Annotated in this window: 20 protein-coding genes; 12 read left to right on the plus strand and 8 right to left on the minus strand. The window is 44.3% G+C overall.

What is annotated here, in order from left to right; all coding sequences use genetic code 11:
• The first annotated feature begins 478 nt into the window (after positions 1–478).
• Positions 479–691 (plus strand): hypothetical protein, encoded by a 213-nt coding sequence (locus tag AC1DV1_RS28975; protein ID WP_477367440.1) that lies wholly within the window; start codon positions 479–481, stop codon positions 689–691.
• A gap of 64 nt (positions 692–755) precedes the next feature.
• Here the strand turns inward: AC1DV1_RS28975 and AC1DV1_RS28980 are convergent, their stop codons facing one another.
• Both AC1DV1_RS28980 and AC1DV1_RS28985 read right to left on the minus strand, forming a co-directional pair.
• The gene (locus tag AC1DV1_RS28980) at positions 756–1274 is read right to left on the minus strand and encodes a hypothetical protein (RefSeq protein ID WP_477367443.1); all 519 of its coding nucleotides are present in this window, start codon (positions 1272–1274) and stop codon (positions 756–758) included.
• Between the two features lie 254 nt (positions 1275–1528).
• Complete coding sequence (locus tag AC1DV1_RS28985) at positions 1529–2083, minus strand: hypothetical protein (RefSeq protein ID WP_477367446.1); 555 nt, start codon at positions 2081–2083, stop codon at positions 1529–1531.
• Between the two features lie 556 nt (positions 2084–2639).
• Between AC1DV1_RS28985 and AC1DV1_RS28990 the strand changes: the two genes are divergently transcribed.
• The 4 genes from AC1DV1_RS28990 (at position 2640) to AC1DV1_RS29005 (ending at position 5066) form a co-directional block, all read left to right on the plus strand.
• Positions 2640–2981 carry an IS110 family transposase gene (locus AC1DV1_RS28990; RefSeq protein WP_477367449.1) on the plus strand — a complete coding sequence of 114 codons (342 nt, stop codon included), beginning with the start codon at positions 2640–2642 and terminating at the stop codon, positions 2979–2981.
• Positions 2959–3144 (plus strand): hypothetical protein, encoded by a 186-nt coding sequence (locus tag AC1DV1_RS28995; RefSeq protein WP_477367452.1) that lies wholly within the window; start codon positions 2959–2961, stop codon positions 3142–3144. Before AC1DV1_RS28990 ends, AC1DV1_RS28995 begins: the two co-directional genes overlap by 23 nt.
• Complete coding sequence (locus AC1DV1_RS29000; protein WP_477367455.1) at positions 3144–3437, plus strand: type II toxin-antitoxin system RelE/ParE family toxin; 294 nt, start codon at positions 3144–3146, stop codon at positions 3435–3437. Before AC1DV1_RS28995 ends, AC1DV1_RS29000 begins: the two co-directional genes overlap by 1 nt.
• A 441-nt stretch (positions 3438–3878) precedes the next feature.
• Complete coding sequence (locus tag AC1DV1_RS29005; RefSeq protein WP_477367459.1) at positions 3879–5066, plus strand: glycosyltransferase WbsX family protein; 1188 nt, start codon at positions 3879–3881, stop codon at positions 5064–5066.
• Positions 5067–5352: 286 nt separating this feature from the next.
• Here AC1DV1_RS29005 and AC1DV1_RS29010 read toward each other — a convergent pair whose 3' ends face one another.
• Complete coding sequence (locus AC1DV1_RS29010; protein ID WP_477367462.1) at positions 5353–6120, minus strand: DeoR/GlpR family DNA-binding transcription regulator; 768 nt, start codon at positions 6118–6120, stop codon at positions 5353–5355.
• Between the two features lie 123 nt (positions 6121–6243).
• Between AC1DV1_RS29010 and AC1DV1_RS29015 the strand changes: the two genes are divergently transcribed.
• The 5 genes from AC1DV1_RS29015 to AC1DV1_RS29035 all read left to right on the plus strand — a co-directional run bounded on the left by AC1DV1_RS29015 (position 6244) and on the right by AC1DV1_RS29035 (position 14310).
• Positions 6244–7836 carry a glycerol-3-phosphate dehydrogenase/oxidase gene (locus AC1DV1_RS29015; protein WP_477367465.1) on the plus strand — a complete coding sequence of 531 codons (1593 nt, stop codon included), beginning with the start codon at positions 6244–6246 and terminating at the stop codon, positions 7834–7836.
• A 167-nt stretch (positions 7837–8003) separates the two neighbouring features.
• The gene (gene glpK, locus AC1DV1_RS29020; protein WP_477367468.1) at positions 8004–9500 is read left to right on the plus strand and encodes a glycerol kinase GlpK; all 1497 of its coding nucleotides are present in this window, start codon (positions 8004–8006) and stop codon (positions 9498–9500) included.
• 124 nt (positions 9501–9624) lie between these two features.
• Positions 9625–10353 carry an MIP/aquaporin family protein gene (locus AC1DV1_RS29025; protein ID WP_477367471.1) on the plus strand — a complete coding sequence of 243 codons (729 nt, stop codon included), beginning with the start codon at positions 9625–9627 and terminating at the stop codon, positions 10351–10353.
• 331 nt (positions 10354–10684) lie between these two features.
• Positions 10685–11641, plus strand: a complete 957-nt coding sequence (locus AC1DV1_RS29030; RefSeq protein WP_477367474.1) for a GLPGLI family protein — start codon at positions 10685–10687, stop codon at positions 11639–11641.
• Entirely contained in the window at positions 11638–14310 is a 2673-nt protein-coding gene (locus AC1DV1_RS29035; protein WP_477367477.1) for a TonB-dependent receptor, read from the plus strand. The genes AC1DV1_RS29030 and AC1DV1_RS29035 overlap by 4 nt, the downstream gene beginning before the upstream one ends.
• 395 nt (positions 14311–14705) lie before the next feature.
• Here AC1DV1_RS29035 and AC1DV1_RS29040 read toward each other — a convergent pair whose 3' ends face one another.
• Positions 14706–14924, minus strand: a complete 219-nt coding sequence (locus AC1DV1_RS29040) for a hypothetical protein (protein WP_477367480.1) — start codon at positions 14922–14924, stop codon at positions 14706–14708.
• Positions 14925–15104: 180 nt separating this feature from the next.
• On the opposite strand from AC1DV1_RS29040, the gene AC1DV1_RS29045 reads away from it, so the two are divergent.
• Together AC1DV1_RS29045 and AC1DV1_RS29050 are read left to right on the plus strand one after the other, a co-directional pair.
• Positions 15105–15941, plus strand: a complete 837-nt coding sequence (locus AC1DV1_RS29045; protein ID WP_477367483.1) for a glycine-rich domain-containing protein — start codon at positions 15105–15107, stop codon at positions 15939–15941.
• A 63-nt stretch (positions 15942–16004) separates the two neighbouring features.
• The gene (locus tag AC1DV1_RS29050; RefSeq protein ID WP_477367486.1) at positions 16005–16391 is read left to right on the plus strand and encodes a nuclear transport factor 2 family protein; all 387 of its coding nucleotides are present in this window, start codon (positions 16005–16007) and stop codon (positions 16389–16391) included.
• Between the two features lie 84 nt (positions 16392–16475).
• Here AC1DV1_RS29050 and AC1DV1_RS29055 read toward each other — a convergent pair whose 3' ends face one another.
• From AC1DV1_RS29055 to AC1DV1_RS29070, 4 genes are all read right to left on the minus strand, one after another.
• Positions 16476–18044, minus strand: coding sequence for a hypothetical protein (locus tag AC1DV1_RS29055; protein ID WP_477367489.1), 1569 nt, complete (start codon positions 18042–18044; stop codon positions 16476–16478).
• A 3-nt stretch (positions 18045–18047) separates the two neighbouring features.
• Positions 18048–19892: a glycosyltransferase gene (locus AC1DV1_RS29060; RefSeq protein WP_477367493.1), complete on the minus strand. Its 1845-nt coding sequence runs from the start codon at positions 19890–19892 to the stop codon at positions 18048–18050.
• 205 nt (positions 19893–20097) lie between these two features.
• Positions 20098–22179 carry a cellulose biosynthesis cyclic di-GMP-binding regulatory protein BcsB gene (locus AC1DV1_RS29065; RefSeq protein ID WP_477367496.1) on the minus strand — a complete coding sequence of 694 codons (2082 nt, stop codon included), beginning with the start codon at positions 22177–22179 and terminating at the stop codon, positions 20098–20100.
• Positions 22180–22193: 14 nt separating this feature from the next.
• A partial coding sequence (locus AC1DV1_RS29070) for a sensor histidine kinase (protein WP_477367499.1) occupies positions 22194–23457 on the minus strand: 1264 nt, incomplete at its 5' end.

Genomic DNA, 23457 nt, shown 5'->3' on the forward strand with positions numbered 1-23457 from the left:
GTAAAACGTGGGAGAGTAGGTCGGTGCCAAATCTTATCCGCCTTAAAGGCTGAATCGTGAAACCCTTCATCATACTGATGAGGGGTTTTTGCGTTTTGAAAAGTTCAATCATTCATTAGTTCATTGGTGTTCGGTTGGATACCTTGCTTTGCTGAGTTTAGCTTACAAAAGGTACACGTTTGTGGTAAAAAGATGTACTTCCTGCGCAGGTTATTGGTACTAATAGGCAATAAATATGCAATAAGTTACAACATGTTTATTACCGCTATTTGGAAGCTTTGAARACGGCTCACCTGGGGCGTTTTTTTACCCAACCGCAACACTTTTTTTCAGACATAAGACTTCAAGTCCGCAAGCCTTACCCGCCTCTGAAACTCCCCGTCCCGCCGTTTCGCCCCCTTGTTTTTCAGGCTCACCGTTTTAATGGCACGCAGCTGGGTGTTTTCATGACAACTTTACCGCAACAAATTAAAGCACCATGAAAAAGATTATTTTATTTATAGCCATCAGTGTTGGGGTGGAGTTGCAAACTGAAGCTAAAACAAGGATAGTAGTAGTACGCGCACCTGCCCGCAGGGTGGTAGTTGCCGCCAGGCCAAGGGTTGTAGTAGTGCCAGCCAGGCCGAGGGTTGTGGTGGTGCGGCCGGTTGTGCCACGCAGCAGGGTTATTGTACGCAGGCGGGTGTTGTAAACCGCCTGCACCCAGCCTTTAAAATGTTTTAGCGTAAGGCAACATCTGCCATACCGGGCTATTTTTATTTCTTCAATAGCTCAACCGAATTTAAAAACACATCGTTATTTTGGGTTACCAGGTTAGGGGGCACCCGGCACACGAATGAGTAAATTTTGCTGCCAATTAATATCATATGTATTATTGCCTTATTTTTATTAGTGTTTTCAACTCCCGAAAAACTATAGCTGGTATACGTTTTCCATTTGCCTATGGTGATATCTCCAAAAGTATAGGTCGGCTTTTTCGAAGCAAACCCCGTCCTCATTTGATTGGCAAATTCCTGTGTATCCTTCATTGGTGCCAGGCCTGCCGAATCCACATGGGCTACAACCTCAAAATCTATCACGCCGGCGCTATATATAACACTGTCCTTCGCTTTTACGGTATAACTTTCAACGCCGTTTTTAATTACCTTTTCAGGTTCGGACGGGAATTTTACCGATAGTTTTGCGCCCAGGTTTTGTGTTACCCAATTGGTTTGGGCCTTAGCTGCTGCCGATAGCGTCAGCATAAACAATAACAGGTAATAGGTTTTTTTCATTTCCAATAAAAGTATCATATTATTTTCAAATAATTCTAATGTAAAGTCAATAGTACTAAGTTTTAAGTCAAAAGTCCAATTTATTTTTGGGCTTAGAACTTAAAACTTTCGGCTAAGAACTATAGGGGATGCTTATATCTTGCCGATGCTATAAGCTTATTCCGTTAGCAATTAAATAACAGCTTATCGCCGTTAACTATTTAGATGCGTTTGCCCTGCTAAGCACTATCCTTTATTACCTGATTAACATAACACTAATACGATTCTAAAAATTCGTCTATTGTACCTTCGTCATCCAGGTTTTGTATGGCGTTTGCCAGTTTAATTTCGCCTTTGGCCAATGCAATAGCTGTTAACGCAGCCGATGCCAGGCTTAAGTCCCAGGGTTGGCTTATGGCCTCAGCGGCCAGTTGGCCTAAATTGGCTATGGCTTCATTGTAAGCAGGGTATAGCGCCCTGGGCAGCGGCGGGTTATCCTTATGCCGTTGTATTTCGATCACCGAAACAAGCCCCAGTACATTATAATCAACAAATTGCTTTTCGCGGGCTATCCTCACCAAATGCGGAACGGCGTAATACGATGCCAGGCCCACATCGCCCTGGTGATGCAGCTCGTTCCATAACTCCTGGTAAATATGGTTAATGGCTTGCTTGTCGTTTGCCTGTTCCAGCTTTTTTAAGGCTACCGAAGCATTGTATGGCGTGCCTTTGTAGCCGCCTTCTAAAGTATCCCATTTGGGGTCGTCAAGTTGTAAAGCCGGTTCATTTACCGGTTTTTTAGGGAAAAAATCACCCAATCTGATGGCCATGCGGTTTTCGTTTTTCAAATATAAGCAAACTGAAATGCCAAAAGCAATCGCCGTCCACAAAGCCGCGCCCACCAAATAACATTAAGCTAAACGCATTTAGCATTTAGGCATTTTGTTTAGCACATAATTCATCATTCCCCAAATCCTTCATCTAAAATCCTCTCACCCATCCATCTTGCTACTTGCTACTTGATACTTGCTACTTCAAATGGGCGTTTCCCCGTTGGTAGAAACGGGGCCGGGCTTTACATTCATACGCCTGCAGGCATTACGCTCGCGGGCCGGTACCCATTGCAATCCCTAACGCGAACGCGGGGGGGGGCCTCATATCTTTGTAAATATTAATAAACAGGACTAAGGGCAGCACTTTGACGGGAGCCTACAGACACCGCATCGCGGATGTCGGCCGCAAGATAAACCTGCCTTTAGTTTCTTTTTACCAAGCCAGAACAGTACTTAAGGAGATAGACAAATGTTCTATCATCCTGTATAAGACTATGAGAAAAGGCCGTATAAGAAGTTCCTGTTAGTGTTTTACTTTTTAACAAAATCGCTTATGTTAAAGTATTCTCTTGGCATCGATATTTCCCAAAAGGATTTCCATGCCTGTCTCTCCGTTATTGATGCCAGTCAACAAGTAAAAGTAAAAGCCAGCCGCAAGTTTTCCAATCAGGCAACAGGGTTTAAGGAATTGCTATTGTGGATGGGGAATCACAGAAAAGAGTTAAATGTACCGCTCATTATTGTGATGGAGGCTACAGGGGTTTATTATGAATCCTGTGCCATGTACCTTTTTAAGGCTGGATTCGAGGTTGCTGTGGTATTACTTTCAACTGGCAAAGGGGGCCTTTTTGAGTGGGCCAAAAGGGGTCATTTTGGTGTGTTTTATCCACTATAGCTACCAGGCCGATGTAGATAAAAACACCGATGAGCTTAACAGCGCGTTTATTGACCAGTACAATGCCGAAATTGAACAGGCAGATGCTGCGATTGAAGCCGGGAGCTTTGTTAGCCACGATGATGTAGAACAGCTTTTTAAAAATAGGAGAAAAGCGCTTTAATGCAAATTAAATGGAATAAATTGGCTGTAAAACAGCTGATAGATGCTATTGAATACCTGGAAGATAACGACCAGTTTGCATATGCTGAAAAAATTGAACAACGGATATTATTAAAGATTAAATCGCTCCCCCTTAAATCAGAACTCTACCAACCCGATAGACTGAAGAAAAACAACGATGGCAGTTTCCACGCCTTTGAAGTTGACAGCTACCGAATTTCGTATCGGGTGTTACCGAAAGAAATACGGATATTGAGGGTGAAGCATTCGAGCCGAAGGCCATTTACCCGGTAAGATTCAGAAGCCCACAATTACCCGCAGGGAACGCCATTATGGTTCATTGGTTCATTTGTTCATTGGTTCATTAGTTCATTGGTGGATGGTTCATTAGGATGGTTCATTGGTTCAAGGTTCATTATTTCATTGGTGGAGGGCTTGCTACGGGCTTGGCGTGGATTTGTCGGGCCCGCACTTTGTTGGGGTTGTCCTCCAGCAAACTCGTTGCCCGTTATGCTGTCGCAGAAAACCGATGCATTTTTTCGACGATTGCCCCGTACCCAGGTAAGCAACTTCGGATTCTTCCGCTTTTTAATTTCGTGCTAATCTCTGCTTAAAAAAGACAGTACAGGATAGCGCGTCGAAATCAATAAGCTACTTTTAAAACAACCGTTTATTATAACCATTACCTGCCTGGCGGCGGTGTAATATGATCTCATTTAATTTATCTACCTGGTGATGAACAAATTCAAACTGTTGTTTTGCCTGGCGCTTATGCTGGCATGCTTTGTTGTTTTTAAGGCTAAAGGCCAAAGCCCTGCTAAACATTATGATGTGGCCGCGTTTTACTGGCCTGCGTATCATCCCGATGCCAGGTTTAAGGATATTGGCGTTTTCCCGGATGGGAAAGGGGAGTGGGAGGCTATTTACAAGGCAAAACCCAAGTTTGCAGGTCACGAAGTGCCCAAGGTGCCGCTTTGGGGCTACGAGGATGAAACCGACCCGGCAGTGATGGGTAAAAAAATAGCTACGGCTACAAAGTACGGCGTTAACGTAATGATATTTGACTGGTATTGGTACGATAAAAAACCTTTTTTGGAAGATGCCCTGGACAAGGGTTTCCTGAAGGCTAAAAATACCAATGATATGAAGTTTTACCTGATGTGGGCCAACCATGATCATAACTCGTATTTAGATCCGTCGAACCCGGATAAAAGCAAGGTGTATTTTTATGGCGGGGTGGATAGGAAAACTTTTGAGGAGATGATAGCGCATATCATTAACGATTACTTTAAAAAGCCCAACTATTATAAAATAAATGGCCGGCCGGTGTTCGGCATTTACGAGCTGTCGACCTTTATCAAAGGCATAGGCGGATCTGAAAAGGCAAAGGAGGCTATAGATTATTTCCGTAGAAAAACGATAGAAGCCGGGTTCCCCGGTCTGCATTTGCAGGCTACGCTTTGGGGCAACATCCCGGCAACGTTAAACGATGTGCCGGGCGATAAGGTACAAACACAAAACTCGACCCTGGAGTATTTTGGATTTAACAGCATGACCAACTATCAATGGTGCCATTTTGTAGCGCCAAGCGGCGATTATATTCCCTGGGGCCAAAAAGCCATAGCCAAATGGGCCGAGTGGGATACTACCTTTAAAATTCCGTACTGCCCGCATGTTTCTATTGGCTGGGACAGCAACCCGCGTTTCCCCGTACAAAAGCAAGACCTGGTTGTAAACAACAAACCCGAATATTTTGAGATGTACCTGCAAAAAGCAAAAGACTACATAGACGCCCACCCTAACCAGCCGCCACTAATTACCATAAACGCCTGGAACGAATGGGCCGAAGGCAGCTACCTTGAACCGGATAAAAAACACGGCTACGGTTACCTGGAGGCAGTTAGAAATGTGTTTTTAAAATAAGTGGCTACGCATCTTTTGGATCTATCTCATCAATTAATAAAGCAAGTTGTCATTTCGAACGAATCAGCGGTGGATTTGAGCGTTGGGGTGAGGAGAAATCTTTAACGCCTTGCAATTCGACATGCTTTTGGGGTGCAAGGCGTTAAAGATTTCTCCTCGTACCTCGTTCGAAATGACATTTTCTTTTGTTTTAAAGATTTGTACATACGGTAGTTCCCGCTGGGAGGGAATTAAAAGAAAATCGATCTTCCGAACAAAAAATCTTGATACTTACTACTTGATACTCCTAACCCACCACCGTAACCGCTATCCCCTTTTCCTGCAATACTTTAAGCATGGCGGGGCTGATGCCGCTATCGGTAATAATGTGCTGAACCTGGTCGAGGGGGCAGATTTTGCCTAAGCCGCGTTTGCCAAATTTGGTGCTGTCGGCCAGTACCACTACGGTTTGGGCGGCGGCTATCATTTTTTGGTTCAGGCGGGCTTCCATTAAATTGGTGGTGGTAAGGCCAATTTCGGGGTCGATGCCGTCGACACCTAAAAAAAGCATGCTGCATGCCATATCCTGCAGCATCACTTCGGCATATGATCCGGTTACCGATGATGACGAGCTGCGCAACTGGCCGCCTAACTGGATTACTTCTATATTGGGATGATGCGATAGCTCGATAGCCACGTTGAGGGCCGATGTGATCACCGTTAAATGTTTCCCCGCATTAACCGACCGCGCCAGGGCCAGCATAGTAGTGCCCGATGCAATAATGATAGAATCGTTATGACCAATAAGCGCAGCAGCGGCTATGCCTATCTGCTGCTTTTCGGCAGCGTTCAGCTTTTCCTTTTCGGCAACGGGCCTGTCGTTGGTGTAGGGGTTGCTTTTGGTAGCCCCGCCGTGGGTACGGAATAGCAGCTTTTTGTCCTCCAAAAGTTTCAGATCCTTTCGGATGGTCACTTCCGAAACATTTAGCTGTTTGCCCAGTTCCTGTACGTTTACAAAGCCGCCGTCTTCCAGTTGCCGGAGTATGATTTTATGCCTGTCGGTATTTTTATTCATAACAAACAAAAATAAGTAAAAAACTGGGATGGGATAAATTGAAACAAAAAATAAGTTTCGATTTGTTATTTTATGTTTCGATATTGTATATTTGAATCGTAATCGAAATGCAACAGAATTAAAATGAGTATTTTCAAAAGAGATTCCATTTTGCAATCCATCCATAACCAGGATAAAATTTGGGATATCATTATTATTGGGGGCGGCGCTACCGGCCTGGGCGCCGCGGTTGATGCAGCCTCGAGGGGATTGTCAACCCTGCTATTGGAGCAGGCCGACTTTGCCAAAGGCACATCAAGCCGGGCCACCAAGCTGGTGCACGGCGGCGTGCGTTACCTGGCGCAGGGCGATATTGGCCTGGTTCGCGAGGCGCTGCACGAGCGGGGTTTACTGTTAAAAAACGCCCCGCACCTGGTGAAAAACGAAAGTTTTATTATTCCTAATTACAGTTGGTTTGATGGTGTGTTTTATACCATCGGCTTAACCATATATGATTTGCTGGCCGGCAAGCTGGGCTTTGGCAGGGCAAAACACATCTCCAAAAAAGAAACCATCAGCAGGCTGCCCGGAATTGAGGAGAAAGGCCTGCATGGTGGCGTGGTATACCACGACGGGCAGTTTGATGATTCGCGGCTGGCCATAAACCTGGCGCAAACCGCTTTGGAGCAGGGCGCAACCGTGTTGAATTATTTTAAAGTTACCGGCCTGATTAAAAATGGCAACCAAAAAATAGCCGGCGTTAAAGCCTCCGATGCAGAAACCGGGCTTAGTTACCAGCTAAAGGCCAAAACCGTGATTAACGCTACCGGGGTTTTTGTAGATGATGTGCTTAAAATGGATGTGCCCGATAAAAAGCCACTGGTAAGGCCAAGCCAGGGCGTTCACCTGGTTTTCGACAGGCAGTTTATGCCCGGTGAAGACGCCATCATGATCCCCAAAACCGAGGATGGCCGGGTATTATTTGTAGTGCCCTGGCATAACAAGCTTTTGGTAGGCACCACGGATACACCTATTGATGAACATAGCCTGGAGCCTGTGGCCCTTGAGGCCGAAATTGATTTTATTTTGCGTACCGCCGCTAAATATCTGAAAAAGGTACCCGCGCGTGCGGATGTATTGAGCGTTTTTGCCGGACTAAGGCCATTGGCGGCCCCGCAGGATGATTCATCTAAAACAAAAGAGATTTCGCGCAGCCATAAATTGATTGTTTCTAAATCAAACCTGATCACCATAACCGGCGGCAAGTGGACCACCTATCGTAAAATGGGCGAGGATACCATTGATAAAGCGATAGAGGTGGGCAAATTACCAAACAAGGTTTGCCACACCGCAGGCCTATCCATCCACAGCAGCCGGCCGAACCCGGATAGGAGTAACCACCTATACGTTTATGGTGATGATATAGAAAAGGTACTGGCCCTAACTGATGAGGATGACGGCTGGAAAAACCGGGTACACCCGGATGATGAGTACACCAAAGGCGAGGTGATTTGGTCGGTACGGTACGAGATGGCGCGTACTGTTGAGGATATACTGGCCCGCCGTACCCGCGTATTGTTTTTAGATGCCCGCCTGGCGATGGCCATGGGGCCAGAAGTTGCCCGGCTGATGGCAGAGGAATTAAATAAAGATACCGAATGGCAAACAGAACAGGTAAAAGCCTTTAATAAAGTAGCCGGAAACTATATATTAGCAGGAGAAAGAATCAAGAGTTAAATAGAAGAATCAAGAGTTAAGAATCAAGAGTTAAGACAGCAAAAAAAGTCTGGCTGATAGCAGTGTTTATTAGAACACGCATTGGAGTAAGCGAACTGTTTTTTTCTTGATTCTTGACTCTTAATTCTTGACTCTCAAATAACCAACCAATTATAAATACCTAAGTAATGGAAGAATACATTTTGGCCCTTGACCAGGGGACAACCAGTTCGAGGGCGATCATATTTGATCATGCGGGGCAAATTATAGCGCTGTCGCAAAAAGAATTCAAACAATATTTCCCAAAACCGGGCTGGGTTGAGCATGACCCGAACGAGATCTGGTCGACCCAGGCGGGTGTGGCCGCCGAGGCCACCGTTAAGGCCGGGCTTAATGGCAAAAATATTAAAGCCATAGGTATTACCAATCAGCGTGAAACCACCATTGTATGGAACCGCGAAACCGGCGAGGCCATTTATAACGCCATAGTTTGGCAGGACAGGCGCACCGCCGTCTATTGCGATAAACTAAAACAGGATGGCCACAGCAATATGATCCGCTCTAAAACCGGGCTGGTGATAGATGCCTATTTTTCGGGCTCCAAAATAAAATGGATCCTGGATAATGTGGATGGCGCCCGCGCACTGGCCGACGCCGGTAAACTGGCATTTGGCACGGTTGACAGCTGGCTGGTATGGAAATTTACACGCGGCCAGGTACATGTTACCGATGTAACCAATGCCAGCCGCACCATGTTATTCAATATCCGTACCCAGCAATGGGATGATGAGTTGCTGCAGCTGCTGGATATCCCTAAAAGCATGTTGCCCGAGGTAAAACAATCAAGCGAGGTTTACGGCGAAACAGCTACAACGATATTTGCCAGCAAAATACCTATTGCAGGTATAGCCGGCGATCAGCATGCCGCCTTGTTTGGGCAAATGTGCATTGATAAGGCCATGGTTAAAAATACGTATGGTACAGGTTGTTTTATGCTGATGAACATTGGCAATCAGTTTATCGAATCAAAAAATAACCTGCTTACCACCATAGCCTGGAAAATTAACGGCCAGGTACAATACGCCTTTGAAGGCAGCATATTTATTGGCGGCGCCGTAGTGCAATGGCTGCGCGATGGTTTAGGCATCATCAAAACATCGGCCGATGTGGAGCAGTTGGCAACCAGTGTTAAAGATACCGGCGGTGTATTTTTTGTACCGGCTTTTGCAGGCCTGGGCGCCCCTTACTGGGATCCCGAGGCGCGGGGTACTATTGTTGGCCTCACACGCGGAACCACCGCCGGCCACCTGGCACGAGCGGCCCTGGCATCCATAGCCTACCAAACTATGGATGTTTTAAAAGCCATGGAAGCTGATGCAGGTATGCCCATTAAAGAGCTGCGGGTAGATGGCGGCGCAACCGCTAACGATTTGCTGATGCAATACCAGGCCGATGTGTTGAATTGTAAAGTGATAAGGCCAAACGTGGTAGAAACTACCGCTTTAGGCGCGGCCTACCTTGCCGGCCTGGCAGTAGGCTTTTGGAAAGATGTGGCCGAAATACAACAACTTTGGCAATCTGAAAAGGAATTTATCCCCGCCGGTAACCCGGAAGATATTAAAGCGGATATTGAAGGCTGGGAACGGGCCATTCATGCGGCCAAGTGCTGGGCCGATAAAGACTAAAAGCGAAAGGTAGAAAGCATAACGCCTGGAAGCAGAGGGAGTATTTATCAATACGGTAGGCTGATGCGTCTGGATTTATTATTATAACCTGTTACAATTATTCAAACCTATAAATTTTATTACCATGTCTCCATTTATTGCCGAATTCATTGGCACCATGTTACTCATACTTTTAGGCGATGGCGTTGTGGCCAACGTAGTATTAAAAGATACCAAGGGAAATAATAGCGGTTGGATAGTAATTACCACGGCCTGGGGCCTGGCGGTATTTGTGGGGGTTGTTGTTGCCGGGCCTTATAGCGGTGCTCACCTTAATCCTGCGGTTACCATAGCGCTGGCTATAGCGGGCAAATTTGCCTGGGCACAGGTGCCATTGTATATAGCAGCTCAATTTTTAGGTGCTATGGTTGGCTCGTTCCTGGTGTGGGTGATGTATTATGATCATTTTAAACGAACTAATGATCCGGCCTCGATATTGGCGGTGTTTTGTACCGGCCCGGCGGTGCGCAATTACATCTCAAACATTGCCAGCGAAATTATTGGTGCCTTTGTGCTGCTGTTTACCATATTTTACATTTCGGGCGGCCAGATTGTGCCCACCAAAGTACCTATAGGCCTTGGCTCGGTTGGTGCCATACCTGTAGCGTTATTAGTGTGGGTAATAGGTTTATCGCTGGGTGGTACAACCGGCTATGCCATTAACCCCTGCCGCGACCTGGGGCCGCGCATTATGCACATGATACTTCCCATCAAAAACAAAGGCACCAGCGACTGGCCCTACGCCTGGATCCCCGTTTTAGGGCCAATTGCGGGCGCGTCAATTGCCGCGGGGCTGTATTTATTGATTAAATAGATAGTTTTGAGAGTGTAAAATATATGTCACCCTTTTAGGGCTGTCTCGTCAATATATTTTTAACCGATGGGCGACGCCCATCGCAGACGGATGTCGCCCTTTCATGGCTAATGAGGCTGTCTTTGCATGATGGCCCTATGATATGATACTCATACGCCAATGAGCAACACAAAGCGAAAGCTATCCAGCGAGCCACCAATGAACTAATGAACCAATGAACGACCTCTAAATTGTTAAATTTTGTTAATTCTACGAAAACTTCGTAGTTTAACTATTCTGTTAGTTATATTTGATCTGTAATTATTAAAACAGGTATAACCTTATAACCATCATGAAAAAAACGATACTCTTTTTAGCCTGCCTGCTTGGCCTTGCTGGTGGGGCACAGGCACAAAAGCCCGATACTGCCAGGGCTGTTGTGCATTACAAGTTTTCGCACCTGCGCGATACTACGCACCGGGATAAGCCATATACCGAAAATATGGTGCTGTTTGTGGGCGCAACTTCCAGCGCTTATAAAAGTTACGACCGCAAGTTGCAGGAGGCCCTGATGAAAAAACAAGTAGCCGACCAGATGGCCGAGCAAAAGGGTAATGGCGGTCGAGTGAATATTAAAGTAACCGGCGGCGCGCCTACCACCCGGAACGAGTTTTACCAGTTTCCGCTGCAACATAAACTGGTACGTAAAGAGCGGCTGATAACCCCGTATATGATTGAAGAGCCCATGCCCGTGATTGACTGGAAGATAAGCGCCGATACGGCCAGCTTTTCGGGTTTGCATTGCCAAAAAGCTACGGGACATTTCAAGGGCAGGGATTATACGGCCTGGTTTTGTCCGGATTTGCCTTTTCATGCCGGGCCGTGGAAACTGAACGGTTTGCCGGGCTTAATTGTGGAAGCCTATGATACCAATAAAGAGGTAGTATTTAAGTTTGACGGGCTCGACGAGGTAACCAACTCGCCAAAGCCGGCTGCAGAAGCCCCGGTTCCGGGTGGTGCAACAATTAAACTGATTGGCATGGACGATGCCAGCGACGATCCTAATGTAATAGCCCTGCCAACCGACGCGGTTAAAACCACCGAAAAGGAATTTAAGAACCTGGAAGCCGCCATGCGGAAAGATCCGAATGCTTTTGCACAGTCGGCCATGGCCGGCTCGGGCGGCGGTATGCGGGCCGGCGGGCCGGGTGAAGGCCCGGGCGGTGGTGGCGGCCCTCAGATGCGGATTCAGATAAATGGTACAGGACCGGTAATTAATAACCCTTTAGAGCTTCCCGAGAAAAAATGAGCCGCCCGCATAAAAGCGCCGGAGTGTTCATATTTTGGATGCTCATGGGCATGGTATGCCTTGGCCAAAGCATCAAAGGCAAAGTTACCGATAGCCTGGGCAAGCCAATAAGCTACGCCGGCATCAATCTTAAAAACAGCGCAGGCCTTATTATTGCCTATACCACCAGCGATGCCGGGGGGCTTTACAGCCTTGGGATTCCGGTAAATGCCGATAAAAGCGGCCTTACATTAGAGGCCAGTTGCATAGGCTTTAAAAAGGCGGGGCTGCCGGTAAGCAGCTTTACACCCCCCTACAACTTTAAACTTGCAGGCGCGGTGCATCAGCTGCAGGGGGTTACCATAAAAAATAGCCGGCCGCGGCTGCGGGTTAGCGGCGATACTACCAGCTACAAGGTGTCGGATTTTAGCAGCCCGCAGGATAGGGTTATTGGTGATGTAATTAAAAAGCTGCCGGGCATTGATGTAGCCAAGGATGGCAAAATAAGCTACAACGGCAAGGCTATATCCAACCTGTACATAGGCGGTGATAACCTGCTTGATGATAAATATAATATTGCTACGGGCACCATACCCCATGGGGTGGTTGACCAGGTGCAGGTGATGGAAAACCATCAGCCCGTAAAAATGCTGCGCGATAAGGTGGTAAGCGAGGATGTGGCCCTTAACCTCACGATAAAAAAAGATGCCAAACTACAGCTGATAGGGCAGGAAACTATAGGTGCGGGCTTGCCCAAAAAGTACGATGAAGACCTTAATGCCATGATGTTTAAGGATAAATACAAGGCTATTAATTACCTGAGAGGTAACAATACGGGCTATGATGTGGCCGGCGATCTGGTGTCGCACAATTCGGCCGAGCACATGCAACGCCTGGATAATGATCAGCCCGGTACGGTATTGTCCTTAGGCACTGCCGGCGACCCGGATTTGCCGCGCAACAGGTATTTATTTAACCAATCGGGTATAGTTAACCTTAATAACCTGGTTCACCTGAAAAAAGATGTACAACTGCGGGCCAATATATCATACCTGCGCGATAGTCAGCACCAGGATTACAGCCGCCTGAGCGAGGTTTACCTGCCCGGCGATACCATCCGCTATACCGAAAAGCAAAACAACAAATGGCGCCCCGATTTAATCCATACGCAGTTTACCCTGAACGTTAATCAAAACAAATATTACCTGAACGATAACCTGGTAACCGATTATAACCACAATACCTCGTACTCAAACCTGGTGAGTAATGGCGTACCCGTAAACCAAACGTTTAAAGATAATTTGTTCAATTTTTCTAACGAGCTTAATTGGATGAAAACCTTCCATTCCGATAAAATTATGGAGGTGTATAGTTACATTAACCGCACATCGGAGCCCGAGAGCCGGGTTATCGAACCTAATCTTAACCCGGATATTTTTAACAATGGTGTTAATTATTCGCTGCTTACCCAAACTGTAAATATCCCTACCTGGTTCAGCAACAATTACCTGGCTTATAAAATACCAGGGCAGCATATAACACAAAGCTATAAGGCGGGGTTCAGCAGCCAGTGGCAAACGTTAAACTCGGCGCTATCAGCTACCCAACAAAACAACGCGGTTAACCCGGTTGGCGATAGCACCCGCAACAGCTTAAACTGGAGCCGTAACAAGGCATACGCCGAAGCAGATTTTGACATACCCGGCAAAATTCTGAAGATAGAGGCCAGCCTGCCCCTCAGCTGGCAGCAAACCCATTACAGCGATGACTACTACCAGTTAAGTAATAGTCTTAACCGCTTGTACTTTAACCCGCGGCTTTATGTAAAATACCAAAGCGGCATCGAAAACTATTTTACCCTGAACTACGGTTTGCGCAACAACATTGGCAGTATCCAGGATGTGTACCGTGGCTATATCCTCACCAATTACCGCACGCTGTATGCCAACAGCGCCGACCTTACCGAGCGCCAGAGCCAAAACGCGGGCCTGGGCTTTAACTACCGCAAAGCCATTACACTGTTCTTTTTTAGCCTGAATGTTAATTACAGCCATATTTATGCTAACAATATCGCATCCAGCACATTAACCAATAACCTGCAGCAACGGGTTGTACTGCCCTATGATAACAAAACAGACGCCTGGGCGGTTAGCGGCTACATCAGCAAGTATAATTTTGATTTGCAAACCACTTTCAGCGCCGGGGCTTCCTGGCAAACCGCCCGGCTAAACCAGCTGCAAAACGGGCTTATCCTGCCCTTCAATACCGTAGGCGAAACGCTGAACGTGGGTGCCGAAAGCAAACTGAGCAGTACAGTTAATTTAAGCTATAAGGCCAATTACAGCCAAACCACCAGCAAATCAACAGCGGTTGCAGGCAGCAGCAAATTTCAGCGGCTTATCCAAACCGCCGCCATTGAGTATAACCCGCTTAATACCCTGCAATTCAACCTTGCTGCCGATCATTATTACACCCACCAGCAGCAAGCCAATGATCTTAAATACTTTTTTGCCGATGCAACTATGCGCTACAAATTCAGTAAACCTAAAATAGATGTACAGCTAACCGCACAAAACCTGTTCAACGTAAAAAACTATACTTCGCTATACTTGTCGGCCAACGTGTTTACGTCAAGCACGTACAGCATTCCGGGCAGAATGTTGCTGGCTAAGGTGATGTTTAATTTGTGATGGGGGCATGCCCGTTTAAGAATAAGGTTACAATAATATTGAACACCGAATGTCCAATATCGAATAATGAACGAGAAAGTTCGGTGTTCGATATTCAAAATTCATTGTTCGAAATTACTGATACCGCCGTTTAATTGAGATGTTCGTATTATGGCGTGTCCCTCCCGCTGGTAGAAGCGGGGGGCCCGGGCTTTCCATTTATACGCCTGCAAGGCATTAGGCGCGGCCTGGCTGCTGCCCACTGCCGGGCCGGTATTCATTGCAATCCTTCAAGCTATGCGGGTACATTACCAAAAAACTGTATTAATCTACTTTATTGGGATTAGTGTATTTTAACGTATTAACTTTTAGGAAGTCATGATGATTCACCGGCAATGATCCATTGAGATACTTGATTATTGCAGAGGTATCAACCAGATAGGTCTTTGCCATTCATCCCGGATATTATGGAGTTGCTCGTCAATTTCTTCATTACTCATTTTAGTTTGAATTTTTTTTCGTAATGAGGAAAGTGTTGAAGGCCTTTTTATCACTTTAATGATATTAAGCTCCTCAAGGTCTTCCAAAATTTTATAAGCCTTTTGATTAGTCAGTTCTATAATAACTGTTTCCATATCGCATCTTTTTATGAATACATTATTGTTGGCTTGTCGAGAATGCCAATAATAATCTCATTCAAACAAATTAATGATTTTATCTGATCTAATGCATTTTTATAAAATGTAACGAACTGTTTCCGCTCTTTTTCTTCTGCCGGCGTTTAAGTACATTTAAGCCAGATAACCTGCACTATCATGATACCCGAACAAGAGTTACTCTGGCAAAATATTCAACACTATAGTATAGATAAACCTGGGGTCGGTTTCAAATTTTCGGACAGGCTGGCCCGCGAAAATGGCTGGCCGCGCAACTATGCCTTGCGCGTGATTGAAGAATATAAAAAGTTTATTTTCCTGTGTTGTATCACTCCTGGTGGGGTAACCCCGTCTGATCCGGTAGACCAGGCCTGGCACCTGCATTTAACCTTCACCCAATCATACTGGAACGATTTATGCCGCGATACCCTGGGCCAGCAAATACATCATAACCCAACCAAAGGCGGCCAGGCCGAGGCCATTAAATTCGATGGTTATTACACCCATACACACCAGCTGTATACCCAAACCTTCGGCACTATACCTCCGGCAGATATCTGGCACAACAACAAAACGCGCTTTACAGATATCAATTTCAGGCGGGTAAATGTGGGGCGGTACTGGCTGCTGCCCAAGCCCCGAAGTATCAGCCAGGTTGTTATTTTGCTGATGCTGATTGTTGCTGCAGGCTTGTTTATACAGGCATCGGAAACCAGCATTGCGTTGGCTATTATGATAGGGGTTATTGGGCTGGTAGTTGTGGCGGTTTACAAGGGCGGCCACGATTATAGCGATGAAGATCGTAAAAACAACAATGATGGAAACAGTGGTTACGGTGGCGACACGGATAGCGGCCACCATGGCGACCATTCCGGTCACGGCGGTTCACATGATCACGGTGGTTCACATGGCTGCGGTGGGCACAGCGGTTGCGGCAGTGGATGCTCGGGCTGCTCATCCTCGGGTTGTAGCGGCTGCGGCGGTGGCGGCGACTAATAAAGCGCGCTGTGCATATTATCACCCCACAACATCTATATTAGCCGCACCAATAAATCACCAATGGAAAACACCGCAAAAACTGCTGTTGAACAAGTAGTAAAAAAACAACTGGATGCCTATAATGCAAAGGATATTGATTTGTTTATGACCTGTTGGACTGATGACGCCCTGTATTATGAATTCCCGGATACACTGCTGGCCAGCGGAGCCGCTGCCATTCGCGAAAGGCACCTGGTTAGGTTCCTGGAGCCCGATTTGTTTGGTAAGCTGCTCACCCGCACGGTGCTCAACAATAAAGTTGCCGACTTTGAGTTGGTATCCCGTACTTTTCCTGATGGGCCGGGCCATATCGACGCTCTTTGTATTTACGAGGTGGCCGGCGATAAAATTAGTAAAGCCTGGTTTGTAATGGGCACGCCAATGCTGAATACTACGGGGGAATGTTGATTATTACCTTTAAACATAAAAGACCTGCTTTTTGTGGAGCAGGTCTTGGTTAATATAAGTCAGTCAATAGTTAATAGTTCAATTTTATCGGATGGAGATGATTTTGTACAGTACCCAGTTGTCCGTTTCGTGAACACGGCGGTAGTTAATGCCGCTGTTTGCGATACGAATGGCCGGTATATACTTATTGTTAAGCTGTGTGTAGCCGGTAAACGGATTTTTGGCCGTTGCAATCAGGATGTAATCATCATACCGGTAGGGCGTTTCAATGGCGCTTAAAAACAGGTCCTGGTAGGGAAGGGTTAACCTCCTGATATCATTTGTAAAGGCTGCAACCGGGTATGCTATGGCATCGTCCATAAGCACATGTGAGTTTTTGGGCAAGGTATTAATATAACCTGCCATGTCCATAATTTCCACCTGGTCCATATTATGTTCGCCGGTCACAAGTGTGGTTATAAATGCTTTTTCATCATGGATGAAAGACCCCTTTAAAAACGAATAACCGGTGTAAAACGAGACAAGCGCCGCAACCAAAACAATTATTTTAAAAACCTTTTGATTTTGAACCACCAGGGCCTTAAATATAAGGCAAAGCAACGATAGTATGAGGAAAATGAGGTAGTACTCATAAGTAATATATAGCTTGTCGTATTTGATATGCAAAAATTCGATAAACGCGAAAGGAGATAAAATAGTTAAAGCCTGGTAAGTACTTTCGCGGAAGAGGTATATAGCTATCAAAATAAGCGGGCAAAAATAGATGACCCTTACAGATACCAGTACCGAAAGTTCGGGCAGCTGGTAATTGGTTGCAGCTGTTGTAATATCGTAGTTTAATTTATCAACCAATACATTCCAGGTGGCGTAGGGGCTTTCGATAAAGTAGTTAAGATCGTTGGAGTGGGTTAGGTTGAGCAGCTTGTAAGAAATGATAGAGGCAATGGGCAAAATAAACAGGATGATATAAATTGCGAATGTTTTGCTTATGAGCTTACGGCGCAGTGATGGGCTGTTAAAACTTAAAAACAGCCGGAAAATGGATTCCTTTTCGCCAAGGTTTAAGCTTTGTAAAGTAATGGCCAATACCAGCGGTATAAAGAAGAGGCAGAGCCATACAAACTTATAATCGCAAAAAATAAGTATCACCAGCGAAATACTGGCTAATGATACGTGGAAAGTTGTATTTGAGCGATAAAACTTTAGCAGGTTAAAAAAGAACAGGAAAAAGCTGATAAGCACCAGGTAAATAGCCTTGCCCGATGCTGCCACATAAATGATACCCGGGTGTAAAAAAAACAGGGCAACAAATATGTAAAAGTAAAAATCGTCGTGCTGGATACGTGTTTTTAATGTAGAGGCAAGGATGTAAAATAAAACGGCTGTACCCAGAGCCGACGCTATTACGGGTGCCAGGAAAGTACTTACAGAACTAAAAATTATGGAACAATAAAAGGGTAATAATGGCGAGGTAAGCCCCATTACTTTAATACGGTTGCCAAGGCCCTCAAAAATGATCTTGGTTTTTTCAATATAAAAAATACTCTCCTGGTTATAATAGCCCAAATGGTTCATGTAAATGCCCACTGCCAGGTAATAAACAGCAAGTATTGCGGTTATTATAAACAGGTATTGACTTTTAGAGATCCTCATTTTTTATTTAACAACATTTGTAGGATTTTTAACTTTGCTTAAACCATGGTTGGTTTTTTCCCAATAAAACGGATTGGTTATCAGCTGGTATAAGCCCATATATGCTGCTGCCGAGTGCATTAACCAATAAACCGGGTTGGCAAGGGCAAACAATATCAGTTCAAAATAACGGCGTTTAAATACGGCCATCATGTTTACATATATCATCAGGATGTTGCCTACCATCAAATTAAATATAGCCATAAACAAAACCCAATCAGGAAACAGGGTGCGGATTGTTGAAAAATCGAAAACCAGGTAACAGATAAATATGGCTAACAACAGCGGGTAAACCAAAAACGTGGCCGATGTAGCGCCGATAAAAAAATTGAAGCCTAAAAAACCTTTAAAGCCAATCTTCCTGATTAATTCAACAGGGTTACGCATGTGTACCAGGTAGGTTTGCATATAGCCCTTTATCCATCTTGAGCGCTGCCTGATCCAGTTAATGGGTTCGTTGTTAGCTTCTTCGTAGGTGGTTGAATTGATGATGGCTATTTTATAACCTTTGGCATAAGCACGCACACCAAGGTCGGCATCTTCGGTTACGTTAAAGGGATCCCAGGCGCCAAGCTCAATAAGGGCATCCATTTTAAAGTGGTTGCTGGTGCCGCCCAAGGGGATTGGAATGTCGAGGGTATCTAAGCCGGGCAACATATAATCAAACCAGTATGAGTACTCCAGGGTAAACATACGGGTAAGGAAGTTTTCATTGCGGTTAAAATAGTTAAGTGCGCTTTGAATACAAATGTAATGATCGGGCAGTTTGGCAAATAAGGTAACTACTTTTTTAAGCTGATCGGTATCGGGGATATCCTCGGCATCGTAAATGGTTAGGAATTTACCCCTTGAAAAATGGAGGCCATAATTACAAGCTTTGGGCTTGGTTTTAGGCATGTGAAAAGGCACCACAATTACCTCGAAAACAGCAGGGAAATCAAGGTTTTGAACGGCTTTTAATGTTTTATCATCATCTTCTTCAATCAGTAACTTTATATCCAGCATCTCGCGCGGATAGTCAAGGCTTTGCAGGTTCCAGATCAGTTTTTTAATGAGTTTGTCTTCTTTATATACCGGCAGCAGCACGGTGTACATGGGCAGTTCGGCATCAACCACATCGCGCACTTCATCCTTGGTTACGGCCTGGTGCAACTCAAACCGCGACCCCACCAGGGCCAGGAACAGTTTAAAGGTAATAGCCACCAGGAAAAACATACTGATAACTACGTTGATGGCAATTGATGTGTTCTTAAAATTTAAAACCATCCCTGCAGCTATAAGGCCCAGCAGTATAAATATGAATGCCAGTTGAGGGGTGGTGAAAGTAGTAGAAGCCGAACTTTTAGGGTCGCGCCTCATTAATTCATAAACGGATGCTTTAACATACTTTTCGCCCAGCAACTTGTGGCTAAACCACGTTATATCCAAATCATAGGCAACAATGATGTCGGGCTCCATATCATAAGTAAACCTGATGAAATCGACAAAAAGCTGATCGGATGGATCGGCCATAAGCGTAACCACCCGGTTGTTTTCTATACGCAGAGGGAGCGCGAGGTGGTCATTAGCAAATTTGAGTTCAACTTTTTTCAATACTTCGGTATCAAAAACTTCCTCTCGAATTTGTGCAAAATGATAACCGGCGTTACTTAATGAGCGTTCATAGTTTTTGCGGGAAATGTAACCAAAGTTAAGCGCTATTTTAACGTAGGCCATACCCGATCTTTCTGCAAAACTTTTGATTTTTACCTGATCGCCTGGTGTTATAAACCCGTCATTAACCAAAAGTTCAGGAATTGAAATACTCATTATATATATGTAAGTTACTTTATTAGTATCAAGTAGTAAGTATCAAGTATCAAGTATCAAGTAGGTGGTACCGGTTTAAAATCTTGATAGTTTAAGATCGGTTAAACCTGGTAGTTAGTACTTAGTATCAAGTAGCTGGTACTGAAAGCCGCATTTGCAGCTATCTTGCTACTTGATACTTACTACTTGATACTAAATCAAAAGGTTAATCATTAAACAGATCCTGTGATCTTTGAACTCTTGAACGAACGTACAGGAACGATAGCAATATTAATATAAGTATCCCCAGCAAAATGTACAGGTTATAGCTGTCCCAGAAACGGGTTAACCCGCTTTTGGTATCAATATACTCCAGGTTTTCGCTCGATTTATTGATGTTGAACAAGTATTTGTTGGAATTTACATCTGATATACATACGTTGCTCGATAGGGTAGAGAGCTGCTCCGTGATTGATTTTGACGCAGCCAGGAACGCATCGCCAATGTGGGTTCCGGTTGCGGTGAGTACCAGGGTGGCGTTGTTGCTGCGGCCGTAAAATATTTGCGCAAGCCCGTTTGATACAGTATCATTTAAGGAGTATACCGTTGTGTTATCATCGGTTTTATATAGCCTGAAATCCCTGTCGAACTTAATTGGGGCATCAGGAAACTCGCCCATTAATTTGTCGTTTTTTGATAACAGGGCGATGATATTATATTTTTTCAGATCGCCGGTTGGAATTTCGTCTGAATAAACAAACTCCGGGAAATTATTGGCGTTAATATTGTTGTTTAATTCATAAATAATCTCGCCTAAAGCCCCTGCTGCATATTTTGCATAATCTTTGGTTACCACTATACGTGTTGTGCCAGTGTTAAAGGCCTCGGGATATTGGTAAAAACTCAGGTCGCTGGTTACAAACGGGTTTTTTGATTCCAGGTATGATTTGTCTACATCAACCTCGGCAAAAAAGTTGGTAAAGCTATCCTTGCAATGGCCGCTGGTTGGGTAAAACCTGAATTCGGCCTCCAGGGTATTGTATTTATGATGCTGATAACGGTTAATGGTAATAGCCGTGTTTAATTTACCGGTACCGTCAAGTTTTTCGCTGTTGATAAGCAAGCCATTAAGGTATATGTTAAAAAACCCACGGTCGCCTGCGCTTAAAGCACTATAGTTGGCCACAAAACGAATCTCCACTTCTTTTGGAGTAAAACTAAAATCGCTGTTTTTAAACGAGTATGCGCTTTTTAACGATCCGATACCTGATAAAAAGTCGGCTACACCGCCAATTTGTTTTAATGAAAGTTTTGAACGGTTTTCGTCGATAGTTTTAGAAAATGTATTTTGTGCTTTTTCAATCAACAGGTAGTCACCATAGGTCGAATTTAAAATATTCATGTTACCCAATGCGGTAATGGCTTTCTCGTAACCCTTATCATCACCGCCGGTAACAAATAATATCTCTTTTGGCTGCAATTCCTGTGTTGCTGTTTTTACCGCGGTAAGTACACCTTTAATATCAACCAAACGGGTATTGGTATCAGTAACCATACTCATTGATTTATGCAGGTAAAATAAGCCCTGGCCACTTTGCGGGGTTACTTTTAACAACCCGCGCGAATCGGCGTTTAACGAGCCAACGGTACCAACTTTAATATAATTTCTGAGGGTATCAGGCACATGGGCTTCGTCATAAACCATGATATCCCTGGTTTGTGTCTTTTTTAACCTGGAGTAAGCCCATGCCACCGCTTTAAGATCGGGAAGGGTAGGGTTTGTAGGGTAAACGATAGCCTTTTTTGAATCGAAGCAATTGCTAATGTTTACGTTATCAAAAAAGCCTTTGGTGTTACGTAACAGGGATAAATATGAATAATTTTTAACTTTTAACCACATGCCGGGGTTGTCCAGGTCGCGGCACTCATCATCAGTGATGGTTAGCAGGGTTTTAACTTGTATTTTAAGGAATTTATCGTTGGATAAATCGGCCCTGGTTAAGGTAAGCGTTACTTTTTGGATAGAATCTTTAGTCATGCGGCCACTATAGGCCGGCTTGTTATTTATAACGACGTTTATATAGGAGTGTTCTTTGAGCAAGGCTTGTGATGGCTCAAAAAACAACACCACTTTACTGCCATTCATTTCGGTAAGCGGCGTTATTTTAAAATAAAATGAATTGGCACCACTCATGCCATATATCATATCGTCATCATGGCCCAGCGTTTTAAAAGTTACAAGGTGTTGTGCTTTTGACGCTGTACTAATAAGAAATACAAAGGCTAAGAGGGAAAGAAATTTATTCATCGGGTTGTAAATAATTAATTTATAACGTAAAACTCTACTCGGAAATAATTACCATTTTCATTACTACGGTATGTTAGGTCGCCGCCCATTTCCTGGGTCATTAGCTTGGCTATTGAAAGGCCAAGTCCAAGGCGGCTTTCGGTAACTCCCGATGTATCATTTAATGTTTTTAGTTTATTGAACATCATATCCAGTTCGCTTTGCCCTATAGCAATACCTTCGTCAATAATTTCAAACACAAAGCGCTGGCGCTGCAAACTGGTTACAATTTTTATGGTATTATTGGTTTGCGAAAATTTGATGGCATTTGATAACAGGTTTTGAAAAACCTGCCCGGCAAATACCTTATCAAGTTTTACATTAAGCGGTAGTTTTAATATGTTATCAACCAAATGGATATTTTTCAGCTGGGCGGTTTCATACAAACCTTTAAAAATATGCATTACTTCAACGTTGATATCAAAAATCTCCAGGTTGAATTTAATCTCGGGCGATTCGATCTCTTTAACATCCATCAGCTTATTAAGCATATACTGCATTTTATCGGCCGATTCGGCTATATAGCCTACAAACTCTTTCTGATCGTTGCTTAAGCGGTAATCTTCCTCTTTGATCATGTTATTGCTCATGGTGATAGAGCCAATGAGGTTTTTTAAATCGTGCCCGGCTATATTGATAAAGCTGTTTTTTTGCTCATCAAGTCTACGCAACTGCTCATACTGTAAATCAATAAGGTTGTTTTTTTCATTGATAGATGTATTTTGCTCCTTTAGCTGTTCGTTTGATTTCTCGATCAGTATCTGCGAACGCACATCACGTTGCATTATCTTGAAGCGGGTGTTGGGCACTATACATGATATGGCCGATATGATAAAAAACAGCTGTCCGCCGCCGTTTATCACGATATCAAGGTTGTACTCATGCTGCATGTTAAAAAATACGGCAAGAAACAAAATGGCCAGCATAAACTGGATAATTGAATTGATGGGTTCCCAAAAAACCTGCAGGTTAAAAAACAGTACCAGGGTAGCAAAAAGCGAATAATATATATTTAAATTAGATACGCTTACAATATTACAAAGCAACGCCGATGTTACCGATAGCAGCAACATGCTAACATGTAACAATATCCGGTAATTGTATTTTTTGTATTGCACGTAACTGTGTAAGGCATAAATTATAAGGCAGGTAATTATCCTTACAATAAAAAATTGTATCCAAACATCGGGCGCATATATAAAATCGACTATACTAAAAAGCGGGTAAAGGAATATAATC

Source organism: Mucilaginibacter sp. P4_D1, assembly GCF_056401935.1.

Coding starts and splice junctions, on each gene's coding strand:
- AC1DV1_RS29015 (WP_477367465.1), top strand. CDS start 6,244: ATGAGTATTTTCAAAAGAGATTCCATTTTGCAATCCATCCATAACCAG.
- AC1DV1_RS29065 (WP_477367496.1), bottom strand. CDS start 22,179: ATGAATAAATTTCTTTCCCTCTTAGCCTTTGTATTTCTTATTAGTACA.
- AC1DV1_RS29030 (WP_477367474.1), top strand. CDS start 10,685: ATGAAAAAAACGATACTCTTTTTAGCCTGCCTGCTTGGCCTTGCTGGT.
- AC1DV1_RS29060 (WP_477367493.1), bottom strand. CDS start 19,892: ATGAGTATTTCAATTCCTGAACTTTTGGTTAATGACGGGTTTATAACA.
- AC1DV1_RS29035 (WP_477367477.1), top strand. CDS start 11,638: ATGAGCCGCCCGCATAAAAGCGCCGGAGTGTTCATATTTTGGATGCTC.
- AC1DV1_RS28975 (WP_477367440.1), top strand. CDS start 479: ATGAAAAAGATTATTTTATTTATAGCCATCAGTGTTGGGGTGGAGTTG.
- glpK (WP_477367468.1), top strand. CDS start 8,004: ATGGAAGAATACATTTTGGCCCTTGACCAGGGGACAACCAGTTCGAGG.
- AC1DV1_RS29000 (WP_477367455.1), top strand. CDS start 3,144: ATGCAAATTAAATGGAATAAATTGGCTGTAAAACAGCTGATAGATGCT.
- AC1DV1_RS29025 (WP_477367471.1), top strand. CDS start 9,625: ATGTCTCCATTTATTGCCGAATTCATTGGCACCATGTTACTCATACTT.
- AC1DV1_RS28980 (WP_477367443.1), bottom strand. CDS start 1,274: ATGAAAAAAACCTATTACCTGTTATTGTTTATGCTGACGCTATCGGCA.
- AC1DV1_RS29045 (WP_477367483.1), top strand. CDS start 15,105: ATGATACCCGAACAAGAGTTACTCTGGCAAAATATTCAACACTATAGT.
- AC1DV1_RS29055 (WP_477367489.1), bottom strand. CDS start 18,044: ATGAGGATCTCTAAAAGTCAATACCTGTTTATAATAACCGCAATACTT.
- AC1DV1_RS29050 (WP_477367486.1), top strand. CDS start 16,005: ATGGAAAACACCGCAAAAACTGCTGTTGAACAAGTAGTAAAAAAACAA.
- AC1DV1_RS29010 (WP_477367462.1), bottom strand. CDS start 6,120: ATGAATAAAAATACCGACAGGCATAAAATCATACTCCGGCAACTGGAA.
- AC1DV1_RS29005 (WP_477367459.1), top strand. CDS start 3,879: ATGAACAAATTCAAACTGTTGTTTTGCCTGGCGCTTATGCTGGCATGC.
- AC1DV1_RS28985 (WP_477367446.1), bottom strand. CDS start 2,083: ATGGCCATCAGATTGGGTGATTTTTTCCCTAAAAAACCGGTAAATGAA.
- AC1DV1_RS28990 (WP_477367449.1), top strand. CDS start 2,640: ATGTTAAAGTATTCTCTTGGCATCGATATTTCCCAAAAGGATTTCCAT.
- AC1DV1_RS29040 (WP_477367480.1), bottom strand. CDS start 14,924: ATGGAAACAGTTATTATAGAACTGACTAATCAAAAGGCTTATAAAATT.